19 protein-coding genes and 1 riboswitch are annotated in these 19624 nt (G+C 48.6%); all 19 genes read left to right on the top strand.

What is annotated here, in order from left to right; all coding sequences use genetic code 11:
* Positions 1-41: 41 nt before the first annotated feature.
* The 19 genes from NSQ58_RS02530 to wecB all read left to right on the top strand — a co-directional run bounded on the left by NSQ58_RS02530 (position 42) and on the right by wecB (position 19463).
* The gene (locus NSQ58_RS02530; RefSeq protein WP_025721846.1) at positions 42-746 is read left to right on the top strand and encodes a Crp/Fnr family transcriptional regulator; all 705 of its coding nucleotides are present in this window, start codon (positions 42-44) and stop codon (positions 744-746) included.
* Between the two features lie 59 nt (positions 747-805).
* Positions 806-1297, top strand: a complete 492-nt coding sequence (locus tag NSQ58_RS02525) for a DMT family transporter (protein ID WP_023990727.1) — start codon at positions 806-808, stop codon at positions 1295-1297.
* A gap of 311 nt (positions 1298-1608) precedes the next feature.
* The gene (fni, locus tag NSQ58_RS02520; RefSeq protein WP_023990726.1) at positions 1609-2709 is read left to right on the top strand and encodes a type 2 isopentenyl-diphosphate Delta-isomerase; all 1101 of its coding nucleotides are present in this window, start codon (positions 1609-1611) and stop codon (positions 2707-2709) included.
* Positions 2706-3197, top strand: coding sequence for a GNAT family N-acetyltransferase (locus NSQ58_RS02515; protein ID WP_028542186.1), 492 nt, complete (start codon positions 2706-2708; stop codon positions 3195-3197). The genes fni and NSQ58_RS02515 overlap by 4 nt, the downstream gene beginning before the upstream one ends.
* Positions 3198-3330: 133 nt before the next feature.
* On the top strand, positions 3331-4431 hold the full coding sequence (gene ychF / locus NSQ58_RS02510; protein WP_023990724.1) for a redox-regulated ATPase YchF: 1101 nt from the start codon (positions 3331-3333) through the stop codon (positions 4429-4431).
* Between the two features lie 271 nt (positions 4432-4702).
* Positions 4703-5770 (top strand): peptide chain release factor 1, encoded by a 1068-nt coding sequence (gene prfA / locus NSQ58_RS02505; protein WP_023990723.1) that lies wholly within the window; start codon positions 4703-4705, stop codon positions 5768-5770.
* A 3-nt stretch (positions 5771-5773) separates the two neighbouring features.
* Positions 5774-6673, top strand: a complete 900-nt coding sequence (prmC, locus tag NSQ58_RS02500) for a peptide chain release factor N(5)-glutamine methyltransferase (RefSeq protein WP_075154859.1) — start codon at positions 5774-5776, stop codon at positions 6671-6673.
* A gap of 75 nt (positions 6674-6748) precedes the next feature.
* A complete protein-coding gene (locus NSQ58_RS02495; RefSeq protein ID WP_028542184.1) occupies positions 6749-7942 on the top strand; it encodes an FtsW/RodA/SpoVE family cell cycle protein in 1194 nt (397 codons plus the stop codon).
* Positions 7943-8200: 258 nt separating this feature from the next.
* Complete coding sequence (gene spoIIR, locus NSQ58_RS02490; protein ID WP_039271565.1) at positions 8201-8893, top strand: stage II sporulation protein R; 693 nt, start codon at positions 8201-8203, stop codon at positions 8891-8893.
* Between the two features lie 154 nt (positions 8894-9047).
* Complete coding sequence (locus NSQ58_RS02485; RefSeq protein ID WP_341056834.1) at positions 9048-10295, top strand: L-threonylcarbamoyladenylate synthase; 1248 nt, start codon at positions 9048-9050, stop codon at positions 10293-10295.
* Between the two features lie 141 nt (positions 10296-10436).
* Positions 10437-10997 carry a manganese efflux pump MntP gene (locus tag NSQ58_RS02480; RefSeq protein WP_023990719.1) on the top strand — a complete coding sequence of 187 codons (561 nt, stop codon included), beginning with the start codon at positions 10437-10439 and terminating at the stop codon, positions 10995-10997.
* Positions 10998-11101: 104 nt separating this feature from the next.
* Positions 11102-11686, top strand: a complete 585-nt coding sequence (locus tag NSQ58_RS02475; protein WP_028542181.1) for a low molecular weight protein arginine phosphatase — start codon at positions 11102-11104, stop codon at positions 11684-11686.
* A 78-nt stretch (positions 11687-11764) separates the two neighbouring features.
* Positions 11765-11846, top strand: a riboswitch (ZMP/ZTP riboswitch).
* 220 nt (positions 11847-12066) lie between these two features.
* A complete protein-coding gene (locus NSQ58_RS02470; protein ID WP_023990717.1) occupies positions 12067-12654 on the top strand; it encodes a TIGR01440 family protein in 588 nt (195 codons plus the stop codon).
* A 120-nt stretch (positions 12655-12774) separates the two neighbouring features.
* Complete coding sequence (glyA, locus tag NSQ58_RS02465; RefSeq protein ID WP_013312336.1) at positions 12775-14025, top strand: serine hydroxymethyltransferase; 1251 nt, start codon at positions 12775-12777, stop codon at positions 14023-14025.
* A gap of 174 nt (positions 14026-14199) precedes the next feature.
* Positions 14200-15081 carry a carbohydrate ABC transporter permease gene (locus NSQ58_RS02460; RefSeq protein ID WP_069080910.1) on the top strand — a complete coding sequence of 294 codons (882 nt, stop codon included), beginning with the start codon at positions 14200-14202 and terminating at the stop codon, positions 15079-15081.
* Complete coding sequence (locus NSQ58_RS02455; protein ID WP_339201059.1) at positions 15081-15917, top strand: carbohydrate ABC transporter permease; 837 nt, start codon at positions 15081-15083, stop codon at positions 15915-15917. The genes NSQ58_RS02460 and NSQ58_RS02455 overlap by 1 nt, the downstream gene beginning before the upstream one ends.
* 15 nt (positions 15918-15932) lie before the next feature.
* On the top strand, positions 15933-17198 hold the full coding sequence (locus NSQ58_RS02450) for an ABC transporter substrate-binding protein (RefSeq protein WP_023990713.1): 1266 nt from the start codon (positions 15933-15935) through the stop codon (positions 17196-17198).
* Positions 17199-17554: 356 nt separating this feature from the next.
* The gene (upp, locus tag NSQ58_RS02445; RefSeq protein WP_013312332.1) at positions 17555-18184 is read left to right on the top strand and encodes a uracil phosphoribosyltransferase; all 630 of its coding nucleotides are present in this window, start codon (positions 17555-17557) and stop codon (positions 18182-18184) included.
* 109 nt (positions 18185-18293) lie between these two features.
* A complete protein-coding gene (gene wecB, locus NSQ58_RS02440) occupies positions 18294-19463 on the top strand; it encodes a non-hydrolyzing UDP-N-acetylglucosamine 2-epimerase (RefSeq protein ID WP_023990712.1) in 1170 nt (389 codons plus the stop codon).
* The last annotated feature ends 161 nt before the right edge of the window (positions 19464-19624 follow it).

The following is a 19624-nucleotide window of genomic DNA, read 5'->3' as shown; positions in this document are numbered from 1 at the left end:
AAAGAAAGCTTAGTATGTAGAAATTGAAGGTGAGCTTAGGAATGAGAGAAATTCAGGATCAAGAGCAGCTAAAATATTTTTTGCAGCTGCATGAGTTGGAATCCATACTCTACGAGCCACTACATCCTTATTTGTCGTTGCATCGTTTGGAGCAAGGGGAAAAGCTCTGTTCACAGGGAGACTCCATCGAACATCTATATATACTGGTGCAGGGCAAGGTCAAGATTTATACCAGTTCTACAGAAGGGAAAACCCTGATCCTTTGCTTCAAAACACCGATCGAGGTCATAGGAGATGTTGAATATATTCGGAGTAGTCACGTTATCAACACAGTAGAGGCAGTGTCTCCGATCTATGTGATCGGTATTCACCACCAATGGATGAACAAATACGGCAGAGACTATGCTCCTTTGCTGCAATTTCTATTGGATATTGTCACGCGAAAGTTTTGCCTGGACTCCGACTTTTCCAGTTTCAATCTCATGTATCCGGTGGAAGTCAGGCTGGCGAGCTACCTGCTATCGGTTTCTTTTGACGAATCGAATACGGCTTTTCATGAGGAATTACGTGCATCTAGTCTGGTAGATGTGGCGAATTTGATCGGAACCAGCTATAGACATCTCAACCGTGTCATTCGCAAAATGATTGAAGATGGATGGGTTGAACGGACCAAAGGTTACATTGTCATTCGGGACAGAAAAGGTTTGAGTGAACTGGCAGGACATAATATTTATGAATCATTGTAATAGGAGCATTTAGGATAAAGGCAGAAGAATATCAGGGATCATCAAGGGAGAGTTAAAATATGTTATTAGGAATTGTATTGGCGATTATCGCAGGTGCCTTGGTCAGTCTGCAAACGATATTCAATAATAAGGTGAATGAACGGACAGGATCGTGGGCCACAACAACATTGGTGCTGGGAACAGGGTTCTTGGCTTCCTTACTCGGGAGTCTTATTTTTGAAGGGAAAAATACATTTGCTTTACAGCATATGCAGCCGTGGTACTGGTTCAGTGGCATGATTGGTGTCGGTGTTGTGTTCTGTCTGGTACAAGGAATGAAGCGACTTGGCCCGACCTATGCGATCTCCATTGTATTGACGGCGCAGTTAGGTACCGCCCTGTTGTGGGATTCGTTAGGATGGCTCGGATTAGAAAAGATTCCGTTTACCTTTAATAAGTTGATCGGTGTATTGGTCATTATCGGTGGTATTCTCGTATTCAAATTTGGACATGGGCGTACGAAGGAGCAAGCAGAAAGCATTTCATCTGTACCTGATTCGATGAAGGGATAAAGGAGATTGTAAAGACCTTTATCTTGCTGGGATAGGGATTGTCCTTTCGAATAGGCATTTTGCAGAAAAGCGGCAGCTCAATTAGGAGCGGCTTTTCTGTAGAGTTTCCGAAAGAAAAAATGTTCACGATCGTGTATATATTTTTCCATCCATGATACAATGAAAGTATCTTAAAATAGCCATATTAAGGGCTACGATATTTGATATAAGAGACGATAAATAGATCGGTTACCGTGTTCGGGAACGGTCTTATTTGTGCTTCTTGAACTTGATACAATAAACAGAGTGACTTTGGATGAGGTGGAACATAGATGAGTAGTACAGAAAATGAAAAAGGAGCACCTGACGGTTTTAATAGATCCGGCTCTTTGTTACCTGCCGCACGGACAGGCGAACGGAAGATTGAGCACGTCCGCCTTTGTTTGCAAGAAGATGTGGCCGGACAAGGCATCACCAGCGGGCTAGAGCGATATGCCTTTAAGCACTGCGCTCTGCCGGAGTTGCATTTTGACGAGGTTCGTCTGGATACTACCTTTTTAGGACAGGCTGTACGAACACCGCTACTTATTAGCTCCATGACAGGCGGCAGCGCCGAGACAGGAGCGATTAATGAGCGATTAGCAGAGACAGCGGAGAGACGCGGCTGGGCGCTGGGCGTCGGTTCGGTACGGGCTGCGGTGGAAAGGGAAGAATTAGCTTCAACCTTTGCGGTTCGCCGTCTAGCACCCAGCATCCCGGTCCTTGCCAATCTGGGTGCGGTGCAGCTGAACTACGGATTTGGCGTGGACGATTGTCGCCGTGCAGTGGAAATTGCCGGAGCAGATATGTTGGTGCTGCATTTGAACGGATTGCAGGAGATTTTTCAACCCGAAGGGAATTTGGATTTTAGCGGCCTGCTTCAGCGCATCGAGGAGTTGTGTCGTCAGCTTTCAGTGCCTGTAGGAGTGAAGGAAGTAGGCTGGGGCATAGATGGCGAGACGGCATCGAGACTGTATGATGCGGGTGCTGCCTTTATTGATGTCGCTGGCGCAGGTGGGACAAGCTGGAGCCAAGTGGAGAAATTTCGTAATCCTGACCCTGTGCGTCGTGCCGCGGCGGAGGCGTTTGCGGATTGGGGAAATTCAACCGCTGATTGTATCGTGGAAGTTAGAGCTGCTCAGCCACATGGTGCTCTGATCGGTAGCGGTGGACTGAGAGACGGTGTCGATGCAGCGAAGGCGCTCGCTCTGGGGGCTGACATGGCAGGCTTCGGGCGTTCTTTGCTCGGTTCGGCGGTTGACTCCAGCGAAGCGCTGGAAGCACGCCTGGAGCAGGTGGAGCTGGAACTCCGAACGGTCATGTTTGGGATTGGGGTAGATGGAATAGAAGGGCTTAAAGACACGACTCGACTAAGAAAGAAGGTAAATGGATGAGCGGACTTATTACATTGGTTCAGATGAATGCGGAGCAATATGATCGATTTGAACAACGCTCGCTTGCCGACTATGCGGATGAGAAAATCCAAGCAGGTACATGGACGGTAGAAGAAGCACCAGAACGTGCGGCAGAAAGTTTTGCTCGATACCTGCCACAGAGGCTAGACACACCTCATGCTCACCTGTATATGTTGATGTTTTCCGATGCCGGGGGGCAGAGTCAGGAGGAAGCTGGCTATATCTGGTTCAATATTACGGACGGCGCGCAAGGAAAAGAAGCTTTTCTACTGGATATTCTTGTATACGATTCATACCAGGGGAGAGGTCTAGGTACGCTGGCGATGGAGGCTTTGGAAAAGGAGGCTCGCAGACTGGGAGCTGTCCGCATCGGTTTGCATGTATTTGGGCATAATGAGCGAGCTTTGCATGTATATCGCAAATCGGGCTATCGGGTTACGGATATCCAGATGAGCAAAGAAATCTAAATAGGGATATAGCAAAATCCTGAATTTCATAACCGTATGCTTGCCGCGTGTATAGGTTCTCATATATAATGTGGGTTGGTAAACTAACGGATGGCATAACGCATATTTTATATAAACGGGAGTTGTTCTGATTATGGCTTTAAAAGCGGGGATTGTGGGTCTGCCGAACGTGGGCAAATCAACACTGTTTAACGCAATAACGCAGGCGGGTGCGGAATCCGCAAACTATCCATTTTGTACGATTGACCCGAATGTGGGTGTCGTTGAAGTACCGGATGAGCGGCTGGATAAGCTGACTGAACTGGTTGTACCGAATAAAACGGTGCCAACGGCATTTGAATTTGTTGATATTGCAGGACTTGTGCGCGGTGCGAGCAAGGGCGAGGGTCTGGGTAACAAGTTTCTGGCTCATATTCGTGAAGTGGATGCGATTGTACATGTGGTACGTTGCTTTGAAGATGAGAACATTACCCATGTGGACGGCAAAATTGACCCGATCAGCGACATTCAGACCATTAATCTGGAACTGATTCTGGCGGATATCGAAAGCGTAGACAAGCGTATTGAACGTTCCCGCAAAAACATGAAGGGTGGCAACAAGCAGTACACCCAAGAGGTTGAAGTGCTGGAGCGGATCAAGGAATCGCTGTATGCTGATAAACCGGCGCGTAGCTTAGAATTGTCGGATGAAGAACGGTTGATTGTACGCGATCTTCATTTGCTTACGATGAAGCCTGTATTGTACGCAGCTAATGTCAGCGAAGATGGCGTAACGGAAGCTGACAGCAATCCATATGTGCAAAAGGTACGCGATTTTGCCATAGATGAAAATGCAGAAGTGGTGCCGATCAGCGCCAAGGTAGAATCTGAAATTGCTGAGCTGGAAGGCGAAGACAAGGCGATGTTCCTTGAGGAGCTGGGATTAGCTGAATCCGGATTGAATCGTCTGATTAAAGCAGCTTATCGCTTGCTGGGCCTGTATACGTATTTCACAGCAGGTGTGCAGGAAGTACGCGCTTGGACTATTCACAAAGGAACGAAAGCACCGGGTGCTGCGGGCGTAATTCATACGGATTTTGAACGCGGATTTATCCGTGCCGAGGTTGTATCCTACAACGATTTGGTCGCTGCTGGTTCGATGAACGGGGCTAAGGAACGTGGTCAGCTTCGTCTGGAAGGTAAGGAATATGTAGTGCAGGACGGAGACGTTATGCATTTCCGTTTTAATGTTTAATATATAATTTCCAGAGTACAATACTCGATTCGGATATATAAAAGACGATGATTCAATGTATGTGTGTTCTGAAATGTGCTAGATTATGTGGTCGCTGCCTATATTAGGGCGGCGACTTTTTATTGTATTGCATGTTGTGTGGATTTTTGCAAAATCCTAAATTAGTCAGTATTTCTTGTAGCTAATTCATGAATTAGTTGGTATAATAAAGAGCTGTAGCCAGTGAAATTGAAGCTGGTTTCATATTAATTTAACTGAAGAGGTGAATCGCTTGTTGGACCGATTGCAATCATTGGCGGACCGCTACGATAAACTGAGCGAACTGCTCTGCGATCCGGATGTAGCGAACGATAGCAAAAAACTTAGAGATTATTCCAAAGAACAGTCTGATTTACAGCCTGCTTATGAAGCATATACCGAATATAAAAATGTCGTTGAAGAGCTGGAAGCTGCAAAAACCATGCAGGGTGAAAAGCTGGACGACGAGATGCGTGAAATGGTCAAAATGGAGATTGATGAACTTAGTGTTCGCAAGCGGGAGCTGGATGAAAAAATCCGTATTTTGCTGCTGCCGAAGGACCCGAATGATGATAAGAACGTTATTATTGAGATTCGTGGTGCAGCGGGTGGTGACGAAGCGGCACTGTTCGCAGCTGACTTGTATCGGATGTATACTCGTTATGCCGATACCCAAGGCTGGCGTGTAGAGCTGATGGACGCGAACATGAATGATCTCGGGGGCTTTAAAGAGGTTATTTTCATGATTAACGGCCGTGGTGCATACAGCAAAATGAAATTCGAAAGCGGCGCACACCGCGTACAGCGGATTCCGACAACAGAATCAGGTGGACGTATTCATACGTCGACATCTACAGTATCCGTTATGCCTGAGGCAGAAGAAGTGGATATTGAAATTTCCGACAAGGATATTCGCGTGGATACGTTCTGCTCCAGCGGTGCAGGCGGGCAGTCCGTTAATACGACCAAGTCGGCGGTGCGTGTGACACATATGCCTACAGGTATTATGGCAACCTGTCAGGACGGCAAATCCCAGAACTCCAATAAGGAGAAGGCGCTGCAAGTTTTGCGTGCCCGTATTTCGGATATGTTGCGTCAGGAAGAGGAAGCCAAATATGCAGGCGAGCGTAAGAGCAAAGTAGGTACTGGAGACCGCAGTGAGCGTATCCGGACCTACAACTTCCCGCAAAGCCGTGTAACGGATCATCGTATTGGCCTAACTATGCATAAGCTGGATCAGGTGATGAACGGGGAGATCGAAGAAATCGTATCAGCGCTCACGATTGCAGAGCAGGCTGATTTGATGGAACAAGAGGTTTAAGTTTTGGGGAACGAACGCGATTGTGTGTATCGGATGTCGCCGGAACGGAACATGAGTGTCAGAGAAGCCTTAGTTGAGGCTTCTTCTTTTTTAGGAAGCTGTGGTGTTCTGGAGCCGCAGCACAATGCCCGCTTACTGCTGGAGCATGTGCTCGGGTTGGAAGGCACGGCGTTTTACGCTGCTCTGGGTGATTCGTTCCCTTCCTCCGTCAGGGAAGAGTGGGAACGGATTATAGCCCGCAAAGCTGCGGGTGAACCGGCGCAGTATATTATCGGACGGCAGGAATTTTATGGCCGCCCGTTCGCGGTTTCGCCGTCGGTGCTGATTCCGCGCCCCGAGACAGAACTGCTCGTCGAGGCGATACTCCAGCACGGCGATCGGCTGTGGCCAAGCGGCGCTCCGCAGGCGCTCGACATCGGCGCAGGCAGCGGTGCGATTGCCGTGACGCTGGCGGCTGAGCGACCGAGCTGGCGCGTGGCGGCAGGGGATATTTCGGCTGCCGCGTTAAAAGTAGCGACTCATAATGCTGCTGCGAACGGCGCAGCCGTAGAATTCCGCGAGGGCGATCTGCTGGCGCCGTTCGCGGGAACGGCGGTGGACATTCTCGTGTCCAACCCGCCGTACATCCCGGCTGCTGACATCGCTGGCTTACAGCCAGAGGTACGCGACCATGAGCCGCGGATGGCGTTGGATGGTGGTCCTGACGGGCTCGGCCCGTATCGGGCAATGCTGGAACAGCTCGGACTCCTTCAGGCTCCGCCGCGGCTAATCGGGTTTGAGCTGGGGATGGGACAGGCCAGAGACGTGGCTGGTCTGCTGGCACAGGCAGGTCATTGGAAGAACATTATAATCGTTCCTGACCTTGCAGGGATCGAGCGACATGTCCTAGGTGTCTCGGAGTAGTGCTGCATTTTCTTTTTGCGAGTCTTTCCTTTAGAATAAGAGGAGTATGACCGAGAAACGGCTCAGGGGGAAATCATGCTTCAGAAATTGAAAAAAATTGACGGTCCGGTTATCTTTATTCTGGTTTTGCTCATGGCGATTAGTATCATAACGGTATACAGCGCAGGTAGGGGCCCTACGAACTTGGCAGAGCACGGCAATGACTACCAGAAGATGATCGGGTATTATATATTGGGTTTTGTGGCGATCTTGGGTTTAGCGATGGTCGATTTTCGGATATTCATTAAAAAAGCCCTGTACGTATATGGAGGCGGAATATTCTTGTTGGGTCTCGGATTTTTTGGCGGGACGGTTAACAACTCTCAGGGCTTTTTGAAAATTGGTGGCTTGAACCTTCAGCCTGCTGAGGTATTCAAGCTGGTTCTTATCGTTTTTCTGACTTATATGCTGATCAAGAAGCGCAAGAGCAAGCTGTATTTTATTCAGGATGTTCTTCCAGTCGCTCTGGTGAGCTTTGTCCCGTTTGCCATGGTTATGGCACAAAATGACTTGGGTAATGCGCTCGGTTATATTGTCATCGTCATCGGTATGCTATGGATTGGTAATGTGAAGGCATCCCATGCGTTAATCGGATTCATCGTATTTGCAGTCGCTGTTGGCGGCGGGATTAAAGCTTATATTTCGTTTCACGATGAGATTGATTCCTTTATGAAGGGGATTGGCCGTAGTCACTGGGTTGAGCGTTTGGACCCTTGGTTGGTACCGGAAGAGGCAACCGCGAAGGCGTCTTATCATACCAAAAATGCCAAGCTGGCGATAGCCTCTGGCGGGATGATGGGCAAGGGCTTTTTGCAAGGAACCTCGGTACAGTCCGGGCGTGTTCCTTATACGTACGCGGATTCTATTTTTGTGGTCGTAGCGGAGGAATTTGGCTTTGTAGGCTCTTCAGTGCTGCTATTGTTATATTTTATTTTGATTCACCGCATGATCCTGATTTCGCTGGAATGCCGGGATCGTGCCGGACCGTATATTATTGTCGGGATTGTGTCCATGTTGCTGTACCAGATTTTTGAGAATATTGGTGCGTTTCTGGGCATTATGCCGCTTACGGGGATTACGCTCCCGTTCATAAGTTATGGTGGTACCTCGTTGCTTATTAACATGGCTAGTATCGGCTTGGTTATGAGTATTAAGGTGCACGGCCAAGAGCTGGAGGATGATCTGCCACAGCCTTCCAGACTAAGCTTGACGAAGGCGAAAAAGGCCTAGTACAGGTGGAATGTGGCTAGATAATGATTGGTATTTGTGTGAGTTGAAACGGTGCAACGAGAGAGTCCAGATTGTGAAATCTGGGCTTTTTCATATTCCTCGGTGAGGGTCAGAAGCTTGGTGTAGCATGATTTGAGGGTATTTTTGAAAAAAATCTGTAAAGTGGTCCTGAATCTTTTACAAGAATCATAGGTTTAGACTCTCCTAAACCGGACAGACTGATAGACATGATAGAGTTTGGGTTTGGGGGAGACGAAGATGAGAAATTGGATCAAGCAAGCTGCAATGATACTATTTTGTATTTCGATATTAATGATGTCTTGGGAAGGTCAAAAGACGGATGCTGCTATGACCACTGGAACAAGAGGAACCTTAGCATCAGGAGTAGCTACAACAGGGCTGAATGTGATTCCACATGACTCCATTCGACTGCGTATTTTGGCCAACTCGGATCGTCCGGAGGATCAGCTGGTTAAACGCGAAATACGGGACGCTATTGTACAGCAGATGAATGCCTGGGTGGGTGAGCTGGAAAACCCGCAAAGCTTAGATCAAGCTAGATCATTGATTGGTGCTCATTTACCTGAAATTGACCGTTTGGTAGGTACGGAACTGGCTCGTCGCGGCATTGCATATGATCATCAGGTGGAACTGGCGAGCGTACCTTTCCCAACGAAAATGTACGGTGGTCTGGTCTACCCAGCAGGGAATTATGAAGCGCTTCGGGTTACGCTGGGGCAAGGAAAAGGGCAAAATTGGTGGTGCGTGCTGTTTCCTCCGCTGTGCTTTATTGATGCAGGCAGTGGGGAAGCAGCGGCACAAACGGTATCAGCAAAAACGGATCACGGAGAAAGTCGGACGAATGCCGCTGACAAGGAGCCGGAAGTACGTTTTTTTCTGTGGGATGCACTTGCGGGACTGTGTAGCTGGGTGAGTGGCTTGTTTGCCTAAACGTTGAGGAGTGTAAGTTTCCCCATATGCTATAATGGAACTTACGATAGATATACACATGGCAGAGCCAAATGAACTGATCTTTCAAAGTAGCTTTATGGGGATCAAACGAAATAACTGGCTTGTATGACAATAAGATATGGGATGATCTGATATGAGCGATAAATCGAATCAAATGCAAGACTTGCGCGGAGAATTTGTGCAAAAGGAAAAACCTGAGCAAAAGCTAGATGAACAGGGAATTCGCGAGCTGAAGCAGGCATTGAAGTCTTCCCATACACAATGGTGGGATGTAAGATGTTTGGTTCCTTTGAGCAACACTGACGGGGATGTTTCTGACGAAATTTGGGATGAACAGACTCGGATCACGGCGGAAAAGGGCATACGCGAGGCCGCCTTACTCCTCCAAGCTGGAGAGACGGTAGCCTTTCCTACGGAGACCGTGTACGGCCTGGGGGCCGATGCGCGTAGTACAAAAGCGGTGGAGGCGGTATTTGCTGCCAAAGGACGCCCTTCCGATAACCCGCTCATTGTACATATTTCTGATGCTGATCAATTAGAGGGTATGGTAGCAGAAATAAACGATACAGCCCGAGCGCTGATGAATATGTTCTGGCCGGGACCGCTGACTCTCGTATTGCCGGTAGTGCCGCAGGCACTGTCATCGCGTGTGACAGCCGGGCTGAACACGGTTGGTGTGCGCATGCCGGATCATCCGATAGCGCTTCGTTTGATCGCTGAAGCGGGTTGTCCGCTTGCTGCGCCAAGCGCCAACCGGTCGGGAAGACCCAGTCCCACCCTTGCACAGCATGTGCGGGAGGATCTGGAGGGCCGAATCGGCGGCATTTTGGACGGAGGTCCCACGGGGGTGGGGCTGGAGTCCACGGTGGTGCAGGCGGGTGACGACGGAACCGTCACCATCCTGCGCCCCGGCGGCGTGACGGCTGAGCAGCTCGCTGCGGTTGCTCGCGCTGTCGTGCTGGACCCGGCGTTGGCCGCTACGCCCGGGGAAGACGCGGACAGCCCAGCGCCGCGCTCGCCGGGCATGAAGTACACGCACTACGCGCCGCGAGGCCGCTTGAGCGTGGTACAAGGCCCGTCGTCCGTTGAGGTGACGGGCTGGATTCGCGCCGCGCTGGCGGAGGCTTCCGCGCGCGGGGAGCGCACGGCAGTGCTCGCGTTTGACGAGCATGCCGCCGGCTACGCCGGAGAGCGCGTCTACACGCTAGGCAAGCTGGACGCGCTCCATGAGGCAGCGCAGCGCCTGTACGGCGTGCTGCGCCGCTGCGACGAGGACGGCGTCACCTACATTTTGGCGGAATCCTGTCCGCCGAAAGGATTGGGAGACGCCGTCATGAACCGCCTGCTTAAAGCGGCAGGTCACCGAATCGTCCGCTTGTAGCTTCTGTCGAATCAGAGCCTCTTATATTAAATTTCTCCTCTCCTCGTCTTGGTATTGGGCACTTTCAGTGTATGCTTGTACTGATTTGCCCCTTGTCCGCATAACGTGTACAAGAACAGACGGATAATGGAGGGATGGAGTATGCTGGCAGCCTCTGCCCATGCCGGGCAGGTTGTAACGATTCTGATCATGGCGGTAGCGCTAGGAATGGATGCGTTATCGCTGGGCGTAGGGATCGGCATGAAGGGGATACGTCTGCGAGACGTGCTGCGCATCAGTACTGTTATTGGCTTTTTTCACATTCTGATGCCATTGCTGGGAATGTTCACAGGCCATTATATGAGTTCTTTATTAGGTCATGTGACGGCCTACTTCGCAGGGGGTCTACTCATCCTTTTGGGCGGGCATATGGTGTATAATTCCTTTAAAGGGGACGGCGTACAGGTATTGGATCATCGTTCGCCTTTAGGCCTTTTGCTGTTTGCACTTGGGGTGAGCGTTGACTCATTTTCTGTAGGAGTGTCACTGGGTATGTTCCAGAGTGATCTGGTGCTGTCCGTTCTGGCGTTTGGTTTTTGCGGGGGAGCAATGGCGATGTTGGGCCTGTTGCTGGGTCGCAAGGTCAGCCGCAATCTAGGAGATTATGGAGAAGCAGTGGGCGGTGCCATTTTGCTGGCATTCGGCTTTATGTTTATGTTTTGATTTTAGCGTAGACAGTGTAAAATAAATGCAGGATTATAGTAAGGGATTAGAATTATAGTAATCCTCTGTTTATATATTTTTTTAACATACGGGGGGTGAAAACGTTGAAGAATATCTTATTCGTATGCACAGGGAACACCTGTCGCAGTCCAATGGCTGAAGGGATGCTGCGTAAGTTGGCTGCTGAGCATGGGCTAGAACTGGAAGTACGTTCTGCGGGAGTAGCCGCGATGGAAGGCACGCCGATATCCCGACATGCAGAGGCGGTTCTACGTGATCATGATATATCCGATCAGATCACTTCAACCCCTTTGAGCGACGGGCTTGCCGGGTGGGCGCATCTGATCTTAACCTTGACGCAAGGACATAAACAGCACGTAATTCAGCGCTTTCCCCAAACGGCGGGCAAAGTATTTACGCTTAAGGAATATGTGGAGAACCGGGATGCGGTGTTGAATGATGTACAGGAGTTGGATAGTTTATATGCTTCACAGCAGTTGATGGCTTCACTCGGACAAGAGCTATCGGCGCAGGAGCGTGAACGAATGATTGAATTACACCAACGGATTCCGGGCTTTGATATTTCTGATCCGTTTGGCGGTTCGCGAGAAGATTACGATGTCACAGCTGCGGAAATCCGTACGGCACTGCATAAGCTGCTGGACAAGCTAAAGGCATCTTCCGAATAAAATTGGTATTACTCATCTGTTTTGTACGGAATCTGTTGATTTTCGGCGGTTAATCCGTTAAGATAAGGTGGAAAAATGAGAATCCGATGTAACTGGCGACAAAAGTGGGATTAACCACGATGGAGCATCGGATATACGGCCGGTCGCCTGGGCAAAAGAGCAATTCCACATAGGTGTGGACTGCTCTTTTTTTCATATACAAGTTATGCCAGATTTTTAGCTGAGAGTTGATTCCATTAAAGATTCTTCCATTTTTTCTGCTCGAAATCTGAAACATCGGCTATAATATAGTCAGATTGTGATCAGGAGAGAGTGTGTTGAACTTGGGGCATGAGACCGTGCCTAGTCTCTGAGAGGCTGTTCAACCAAAGGAGGTTCCAATGGTGGAACAATTAGATCATGAGATTCCGCTGGAAGCACAGACCACTTCTGTCGTGCGGGAAATCGCAGAAGCAGCCAGTCTCAAGGCTGGTCGCCTGCTGGTTATCGGCGTTAGCACAAGTGAAGTGGCTGGAAGTCGGATTGGTACGGCGGGAGCGCTCGATGTGGCTCAGCAACTGTTGTCTGGAGTAGAGTCTGTTCGCAGGGAGTATGGCTTTGATGTGGCGTTTCAATGCTGTGAGCATTTGAACCGAGCGCTGGTCGTTGAACGGGCTGTGCTGGAGCGATTGGGACTGATGGAGGTTGCAGCTGTTCCTGTTCGTACAGCAGGAGGCTCTATGGCTACCGTCGCCTATCGTTCTATGAGCGACGCGTGTTTGGCGGCGAACGTGCAGGCTCATGCCGGGATAGACATCGGCGAAACGCTGATTGGCATGCATCTGCGACCCATTGCTGTTCCGTTTCGCCCAAGCCTTCGCTGGATTGGCGAAGCACGTGTGACAGCAGCGTTCACCCGTCCTCCACTTATTGGCGGACAACGGGCGGTGTACAGTCTGGAGCAAGAAGTCGGCGGAAACTGCGATTAGCATTTGGCATGGCGGCATGTTTGTACTAATCTTTTTTGCATTGATGATGAGGTACCCAACAGAGGAGCAGGCGTTTGCTTGTATACCCAACAATTGACTATGGAGAGGGAGTAATCAATCATGATGGAACACCTGCGTAAAAGTGACCCGGCAGTGATGGAAGCAATGGGACTTGAACTGAAACGACAACGCCACAATATCGAGCTAATCGCATCCGAGAACATTGTCAGTGAAGCAGTAATGGAAGCCATGGGCTCCGTGCTGACGAATAAATATGCTGAAGGTTATCCGAACAAACGCTACTATGGTGGCTGTGAGCATGTAGATATCGTTGAAGACATCGCACGTGACCGCGCAAAAGAATTGTTCGGCGCCGAGCATGCTAACGTGCAGCCTCACTCTGGAGCACAAGCCAACATGGCGGTGTATTTGGCAGCTCTCAAACCTGGAGATACTGTACTGGGTATGAATCTGGCGCATGGTGGCCATTTAACACACGGAAGTCCGGTTAACGCTTCCGGCTTGTTGTATAACTTTGCTGCTTACGGTGTACGCGAAGACAACTTCCGCATCGACTACGATGAAGTGCGCAAGGCAGCCTTTAAGCATCGTCCTCGTCTGATTGTAGCTGGCGCGAGTGCATATCCGCGTACTATTGATTTTGAAGCTTTTGCTTCCATTGCCAATGATGTAGGCGCTCTGTTTATGGTGGATATGGCACATATCGCGGGTCTCGTGGCAGCGGGAATTCACCCAAGTCCAGTTCCGCATGCCCAATTTGTAACAACAACAACACACAAAACGCTGCGTGGTCCGCGTGGGGGTCTGATTCTGACTCGCAAAGCATGGGCGCAAGCGATTGATAAAGCTATTTTCCCTGGTACTCAAGGGGGGCCACTGATGCATGTGATTGCGTCCAAAGCGGTTGCTTTGGGTGAAGCGCTCCAGCCATCGTTCAAAACCTATGCGCAAAACGTAGTCCGCAACGCACAGGTGCTGGCTGAAACACTGCTGGCTGAGGGGATTAACATTGTATCCGGTGGTACGGATAACCATCTGATGCTGTTGGATACGCGCAATTTGAATATCACAGGTAAAGAAGCGGAGCATGTATTGGATTCCGTGGGCATCACGGTCAATAAAAATGCGATTCCTTTTGACCCGACCAGTCCATTCGTAACAAGCGGAATTCGTATTGGTACACCTGCTGCAACATCTCGTGGTATGGATGAAGAGGCTATGGTCAAAATCGGTAAAATCATTGCTGAAACCCTTAAAAACCCGAAAGATGATACTGTATTGTCCAAAGCAAGCCAAGCGGTTGGCGAGTTGACAGACAAGTTCCCGATCTATCCAGGAACTCAATACTAATTCATCGATATTCATAATCTTTATGTTAAAGGCTGTTTTCCTTCCATAAGCCGGAGGAGAACAGCCTTTTTTTGCTCCCGAACGACTCGAAACTTACATTTTTGGGTAATAAGCGATTACAGTAAGGGTTTACGCGCGCTATCCTTCATGATCTACGACAAAGGAGTGATTGCATTGAGTCAAAGAAAATCCGCGCAATTATTGCAGCAACTCGTATTTGTGGGACCGATGGCGTTGTTTTTCGTCTTGATTATGGTCATTCCGTTCCTGCTGGGTCTGTATTATTCCATGACGAACTGGGATGGAGTATCTGAAAATATCCGATGGCTCGGACTAGGAAATTATATTCATATTTTTAGGGATGATCCAGATTTCCGTAATGCGTTCTGGTTTACGGTCCGGTTTACTGTATGTGGTGTCATTCTGACAAACCTGATTGGCTTTTTCCTAGCCTATGCACTTACCAAACCGTTGCGTACCCGTAATGCACTGCGAACTGTATTTTTTATGCCCAATATGATTGGCGGCTTGCTGCTCGGCTTTATCTGGCAATTTATATTTGTACGCGGCTTTTCTGCGGTAGGGGAGGCGACAGGGCTTTCCTTTTTTAAACTGCCGTGGTTGGGTGATGGGCCAACTGCTTTTTGGGGAACTGTCATTGTGTTTGTATGGCAATATGCAGGTTATCTCATGGTTATTTACATATCCTCGTTAAATAATGTCCCGCATGCCCTTATTGAATCGGCCCAAATCGACGGTGCAAGCCGAAGACAGATTTTGCGTCATATCGTAGTGCCACTTATTATGCCAGCGGTGACCGTCTGCTTGTTCCTGGCGATATCCTGGTCCTTTAAAGTATTTGAGTTGAATTTGGCTCTCACGAAGGGGGGACCTTTCAAGTCGACAGAGTCTGTAGCGTTGGACATATATAATGAAGCGTTTACAAATAATCGACTTGGATTAGGGACTGCCAAAGCTATGATTTTCTTTGTGGTCGTTGCGATCATTACCAGCATTCAGGTGCGTCTCACGAAGAAAAAGGAGGTCGAAATGTAATGGGAAAAACGTCAAACTATCGTTTGGGCACATGGGCTGCTGAATTATTGCTTATTGTGATCGGGTTAATCTTTCTGGTTCCGTTCTATTTTTTGCTCGTAAACTCCGTTAAATCCTTTGGCGACATTTTGGCCCATTCCGCTTCGTGGCCGACAACCTTCCGTTTTGAAAACTATGCTAACGCCTGGAATAAAATAAACTTTCCCACAGCACTGGGGAATTCACTGATTGTCACGATCGTCAGTAATGCGCTTTTGCTGCTAATCAGCTCAATGGCCGCTTACCAGATGGTTCGGCATGACACTCTTTTTAATCGTTGCCTATTCGGTTTGCTTGTGGCTGCGATGGTAGTCCCTTTTCAATCAATTATGTTGCCGCTTATGGAAGTGTCCAACGTATTGAGCTTGAACAACAGTATACCGGGACTGATCTTATGTTATCTGGGTTTTGGAGCGCCTTTGTCCGTTTTTCTTTTTCATGGCTTTATTAAAACGGTACCTATTGAGATCGAGCAGGCGGCAAGGGTGGACGGTTCATCCCGGTACGGGGTGTTCTTTCGCGTTGTTTGTCCACTGCTGCTGCCTATGTTCGTAACCGTACTTATTTTGAACACCTTATGGATCTGGAATGACTATCTGTTGCCTTCACTCATTTTGAATGATCCTGAGTTGCGCACCATTCCGATTGCAACCTATATGTTGTTTGGTCAGTACACCAAGCAATGGGACTTGGCGCTGCCAGCACTGGTATTGGGGATCGCGCCAGTTGTTGTGTTTTTTCTGGTGATGCAAAAATACATCGTTTCTGGCATTGCAGCCGGTGCGGTCAAAGGCTGATGGGAGGGATAACCGATGAAAAAAACAGCGTTACTTGTCATCTCCTTGATGGTGCTGCTCGCGTGTACACTTGCAGGTTGTGGAAATACGAAGGCTCAACAGAGTGAGACGAAAACGATACACATTTATCAATTCAAAGTAGAGATATCGGAACCGTTAAACAAGCTGAAGGCAGAATATGAAAAAACGCACCCTGGCATCAAGCTGGATATCCAATCTGTCGGTGGTGGTACGGACTACGGTGCTTCGTTGAAGGCTAAATTCGCATCAGGCGATCAGCCGGACATTTTTACAAATGAGGGCTACCAGGACCGCGATACGTGGCTGGAGTACTTGGAGGATTTGTCGGATCAGCCATGGGTGAAGGATCTGGACGATTTCGCTCGTAAGCCGATGACGGTTAACGGTAAGATTTATGGACAGCCTATGAACCTAGAAGGATTTGGTTTTGTTTATAACAAGGATTTGTTCAAAAAAGCGGGCATAACCAAACTGCCTCAGACGATAGATGAACTGGAAGAAGCAGCCAAGCGACTGAAAGCGGCAGGGATTATACCTTTTGCTAACGGGTATGCGGAATGGTGGGTTCTGGGGAACCATTTTATCAATATCCCGTTTGCCAGACAGCCGAACCCGGAAAGTTATGTTGCGGATTTAAACAAAGGAACGGCTCGCATCCCCGGTAACCCCGTGTTCGATCAGTGGGTGAAGTTGCTTGACCTAACTATAAAATATGGAAACCGCAATCCGCTCACTACGGATTACAATACACAAGTGACACTGTTTTCGACAGGTAAGGCTGCTATGATGCACCAGGGGAACTGGACGCAACCGCAAATGGATGGAATTAATCCTAACTTGAATTTGGGTATTCTGCCTGCTCCTATAGACAATGATCCCTCCACAGGAGGTAGACTCGCTGTCGGAGTAGCCTCGAACTGGGTGGTCAACAAAAATTCGCCTGTGAAGCAGGAGGCAAAAGAATTCCTCAATTGGTTGGTCACATCAGAAACAGGCAAGCATTATATCACCAAGGAATTTAAGTTTGTTCCCGCCTTCAAAAGTATCACGTCCAGTGACGAGACGACAGGCGATCTAGGTGCAGAAATATCTCGGCACGTGAGGGAAGGCAAGATATGGAGCTGGAACTTCCAACGCTTCCCGAAGGGGCTGAATCAGGATTTAAGCAGTAGTATGCAAGCCTATATTGCAGGGGTTATCACGAAGGATGAAATGCTTCAGCAATTTCAGGGAGCATGGGACAATTTGAAGTATAGATAAAAGAATAGCGCTGCATGAGGATGCAAAGGGGATAGGTCGGGCAGGAAGCTTAAAGTCCACAGGCTTTGACGGTCAAGTGCCGTCAGGGCCTTTTTGATGTGTTTTTATGTGACGAAAGTCACACGTGAAGTGGTCTTAATAAGTATTTTACATGTCATATCTTTCCCTTGACAAAAGGTTGCGGTGGCAGGTGTTAAATCAATCAAGGGAATGTTATAATAAACAGGATTTACAGGCACGCATTGCATCTGTGCTTATTTGGTTTGTACAAATAGGTTACATAGATCCTTTCGACTCAGGATAGTTCGATATGCTGGCGCGAAAGAACGTGACGATAATACCGGAGGGAATATATTATGGCGAAACTGGTGGTTTGCGATCACCCTTTGATCCAACACAAACTTACATTTATCCGCGATGTGCGGACAAACACCAAGGATTTCCGCGAGCTGGTGGATGAAGTAGCAACATTGATGGCTTATGAAATTACACGGGATATCCCGCTGGAAAGCATTACGGTGCAGACACCGGTTGCTGAGACAGAAGGTAAAGTGATTTCAGGACGTATGCTGGGTCTTATTCCGATTCTGCGTGCAGGCTTGGGTATGCTGGATGGCGTAGTAAAGCTGCTGCCTGCAGCAAAGGTAGGCCATGTGGGACTGTTCCGCGATCCTGAGACGCTGCAACCCGTAGAATACTATACGAAGCTGCCTACAGATGTAACTGAGCGTGAATTGATCGTGATTGATCCGATGCTTGCAACGGGGGGCTCGGCAATTGCGGCGATTGATGTGTTGAAAAAGAGAGGTTGCACTCAAATTAAAATGATGAATCTGATTGCTGCTCCTGAAGGAGTCAAAGCTGTGCAGGATGCGCATCCTGATGTAGACATCTACGTCGCTGCATTGGACGAGCGTCTGGATGATCATGGATACATCATTCCAGGTCTTGGTGACGCGGGAGACCGCTTGTACGGAACCAAGTAGACTGCCTTTGGCGGTTCGGCAAAATCTATGGACGTTATGACAGGTCGTTTTTCTGAATAAGGAAGATCTGTGAAGCGGACATTTATTATGAAAAGGGGTTCAACAGAAAATGTCCAAAATCAAAGTGATGACAATTTTTGGTGTGCGTCCGGAAGCGATTAAGATGGCTCCTCTTATTTTGGAGCTTCAGCGTCACCCGGAGCATATCGAGTCCGTGGTATGCGTTACGGCTCAACATCGCCAGATGCTTGATCAGGTTCTGGAAGTTTTCAATATTCACCCTGACTATGATCTGGACGTAATGAAGGATCGCCAGACACTGAATGAAATCTCCATGCGGGTACTTCAAGGTCTGGAACCTGTATTGCGTGAGGCCAAGCCCGATATCGTGTTGGTTCACGGCGATACGCTGACCACTTTCCTCGCCAGCTATGCAGCCTTTATGCAGCAGATTGAAGTAGGGCATGTGGAAGCAGGCTTGCGGACGTGGAACAAGCTTTCTCCATATCCTGAAGAAATGAACCGTCAGCTCACAGGCGTGCTGTCTGATCTGCATTTCTCGCCTACTTCTTTATCTGCTGGAAATTTGCGGAAGGAAAATAAGCCTGAATCGCGAATATATGTTACAGGCAATACAGTAACTGACGTATTTCAGTATACGGTTCGCCAGGATTACGAGCACCCCGTACTGGACTGGGCTCAGGGCAAACGCCTGATTCTTATGACAGCACATCGCCGGGAATCCCAAGGGGAACCGCATCGTCAGATTTTTAATGCGGTTAAGCGAATTGCGGATGAGTTTGAGGATATCGCTATTGTTTACCCGGTTCATCCGAGTCCGGCTGTGAAGGAACCTGCATTTGAGATTTTAGGCAACCATCCGCGTATTAAGCTGATTGATCCGCTGGATGTTGTGGATCTGCACAATTTTTACCCACATACACATCTGATCCTTACGGATTCCGGTGGGCTTCAGGAAGAAGCGCCTTCGTTCGGAGTACCTGTTCTGGTGCTGCGTGATACGACTGAAAGACCGGAAGGAATTGAAGCGGGCACCTTGGAACTGGTGGGTACGAGTGAAGAGAACGTGTACAATCGGACCAAGGCACTTTTGACAGATTCCGCGTTGTACGAATCTATGAGCCAAGCAGCGAATCCTTACGGCGATGGACAAGCATCAGTAAGAATTGTCAATGCGATTTTGCACCATTATGGTGTTCAATCCGAACGCCCTGAAGAATTTCACACAATGTTCACAAAAGGTGTTCGTCCGATATAATTATTCTTTACAAGGCAAGCATACAGTTAAACTGTACGGTTACCAAGGGATACAGCAATTTAAGATGCTTTGTCGTTTGATTTTATACTTTAGGGCACTAAAATATCTCAATTGACAAAGTATCTTATATTTAAGTAAAATGGACTGGAATTGCAGGGGTG

This window comes from Paenibacillus sp. FSL M7-0134 (assembly GCF_038007865.1).
In the GTDB taxonomy this organism is placed as follows: domain Bacteria; phylum Bacillota; class Bacilli; order Paenibacillales; family Paenibacillaceae; genus Paenibacillus; species Paenibacillus polymyxa_B.
This window is presented reverse-complemented; position numbering and strand designations above follow the sequence as displayed.

Coding starts and splice junctions, on each gene's coding strand:
- NSQ58_RS02530 (WP_025721846.1), top strand. CDS start 42: ATGAGAGAAATTCAGGATCAAGAGCAGCTAAAATATTTTTTGCAGCTG.
- NSQ58_RS02525 (WP_023990727.1), top strand. CDS start 806: ATGTTATTAGGAATTGTATTGGCGATTATCGCAGGTGCCTTGGTCAGT.
- fni (WP_023990726.1), top strand. CDS start 1,609: ATGAGTAGTACAGAAAATGAAAAAGGAGCACCTGACGGTTTTAATAGA.
- NSQ58_RS02515 (WP_028542186.1), top strand. CDS start 2,706: ATGAGCGGACTTATTACATTGGTTCAGATGAATGCGGAGCAATATGAT.
- ychF (WP_023990724.1), top strand. CDS start 3,331: ATGGCTTTAAAAGCGGGGATTGTGGGTCTGCCGAACGTGGGCAAATCA.
- NSQ58_RS02495 (WP_028542184.1), top strand. CDS start 6,749: ATGCTTCAGAAATTGAAAAAAATTGACGGTCCGGTTATCTTTATTCTG.
- spoIIR (WP_039271565.1), top strand. CDS start 8,201: ATGAGAAATTGGATCAAGCAAGCTGCAATGATACTATTTTGTATTTCG.
- NSQ58_RS02485 (WP_341056834.1), top strand. CDS start 9,048: ATGAGCGATAAATCGAATCAAATGCAAGACTTGCGCGGAGAATTTGTG.
- NSQ58_RS02480 (WP_023990719.1), top strand. CDS start 10,437: ATGCTGGCAGCCTCTGCCCATGCCGGGCAGGTTGTAACGATTCTGATC.
- NSQ58_RS02470 (WP_023990717.1), top strand. CDS start 12,067: ATGGTGGAACAATTAGATCATGAGATTCCGCTGGAAGCACAGACCACT.
- glyA (WP_013312336.1), top strand. CDS start 12,775: ATGATGGAACACCTGCGTAAAAGTGACCCGGCAGTGATGGAAGCAATG.
- NSQ58_RS02455 (WP_339201059.1), top strand. CDS start 15,081: ATGGGAAAAACGTCAAACTATCGTTTGGGCACATGGGCTGCTGAATTA.
- NSQ58_RS02450 (WP_023990713.1), top strand. CDS start 15,933: ATGAAAAAAACAGCGTTACTTGTCATCTCCTTGATGGTGCTGCTCGCG.
- upp (WP_013312332.1), top strand. CDS start 17,555: ATGGCGAAACTGGTGGTTTGCGATCACCCTTTGATCCAACACAAACTT.
- wecB (WP_023990712.1), top strand. CDS start 18,294: ATGTCCAAAATCAAAGTGATGACAATTTTTGGTGTGCGTCCGGAAGCG.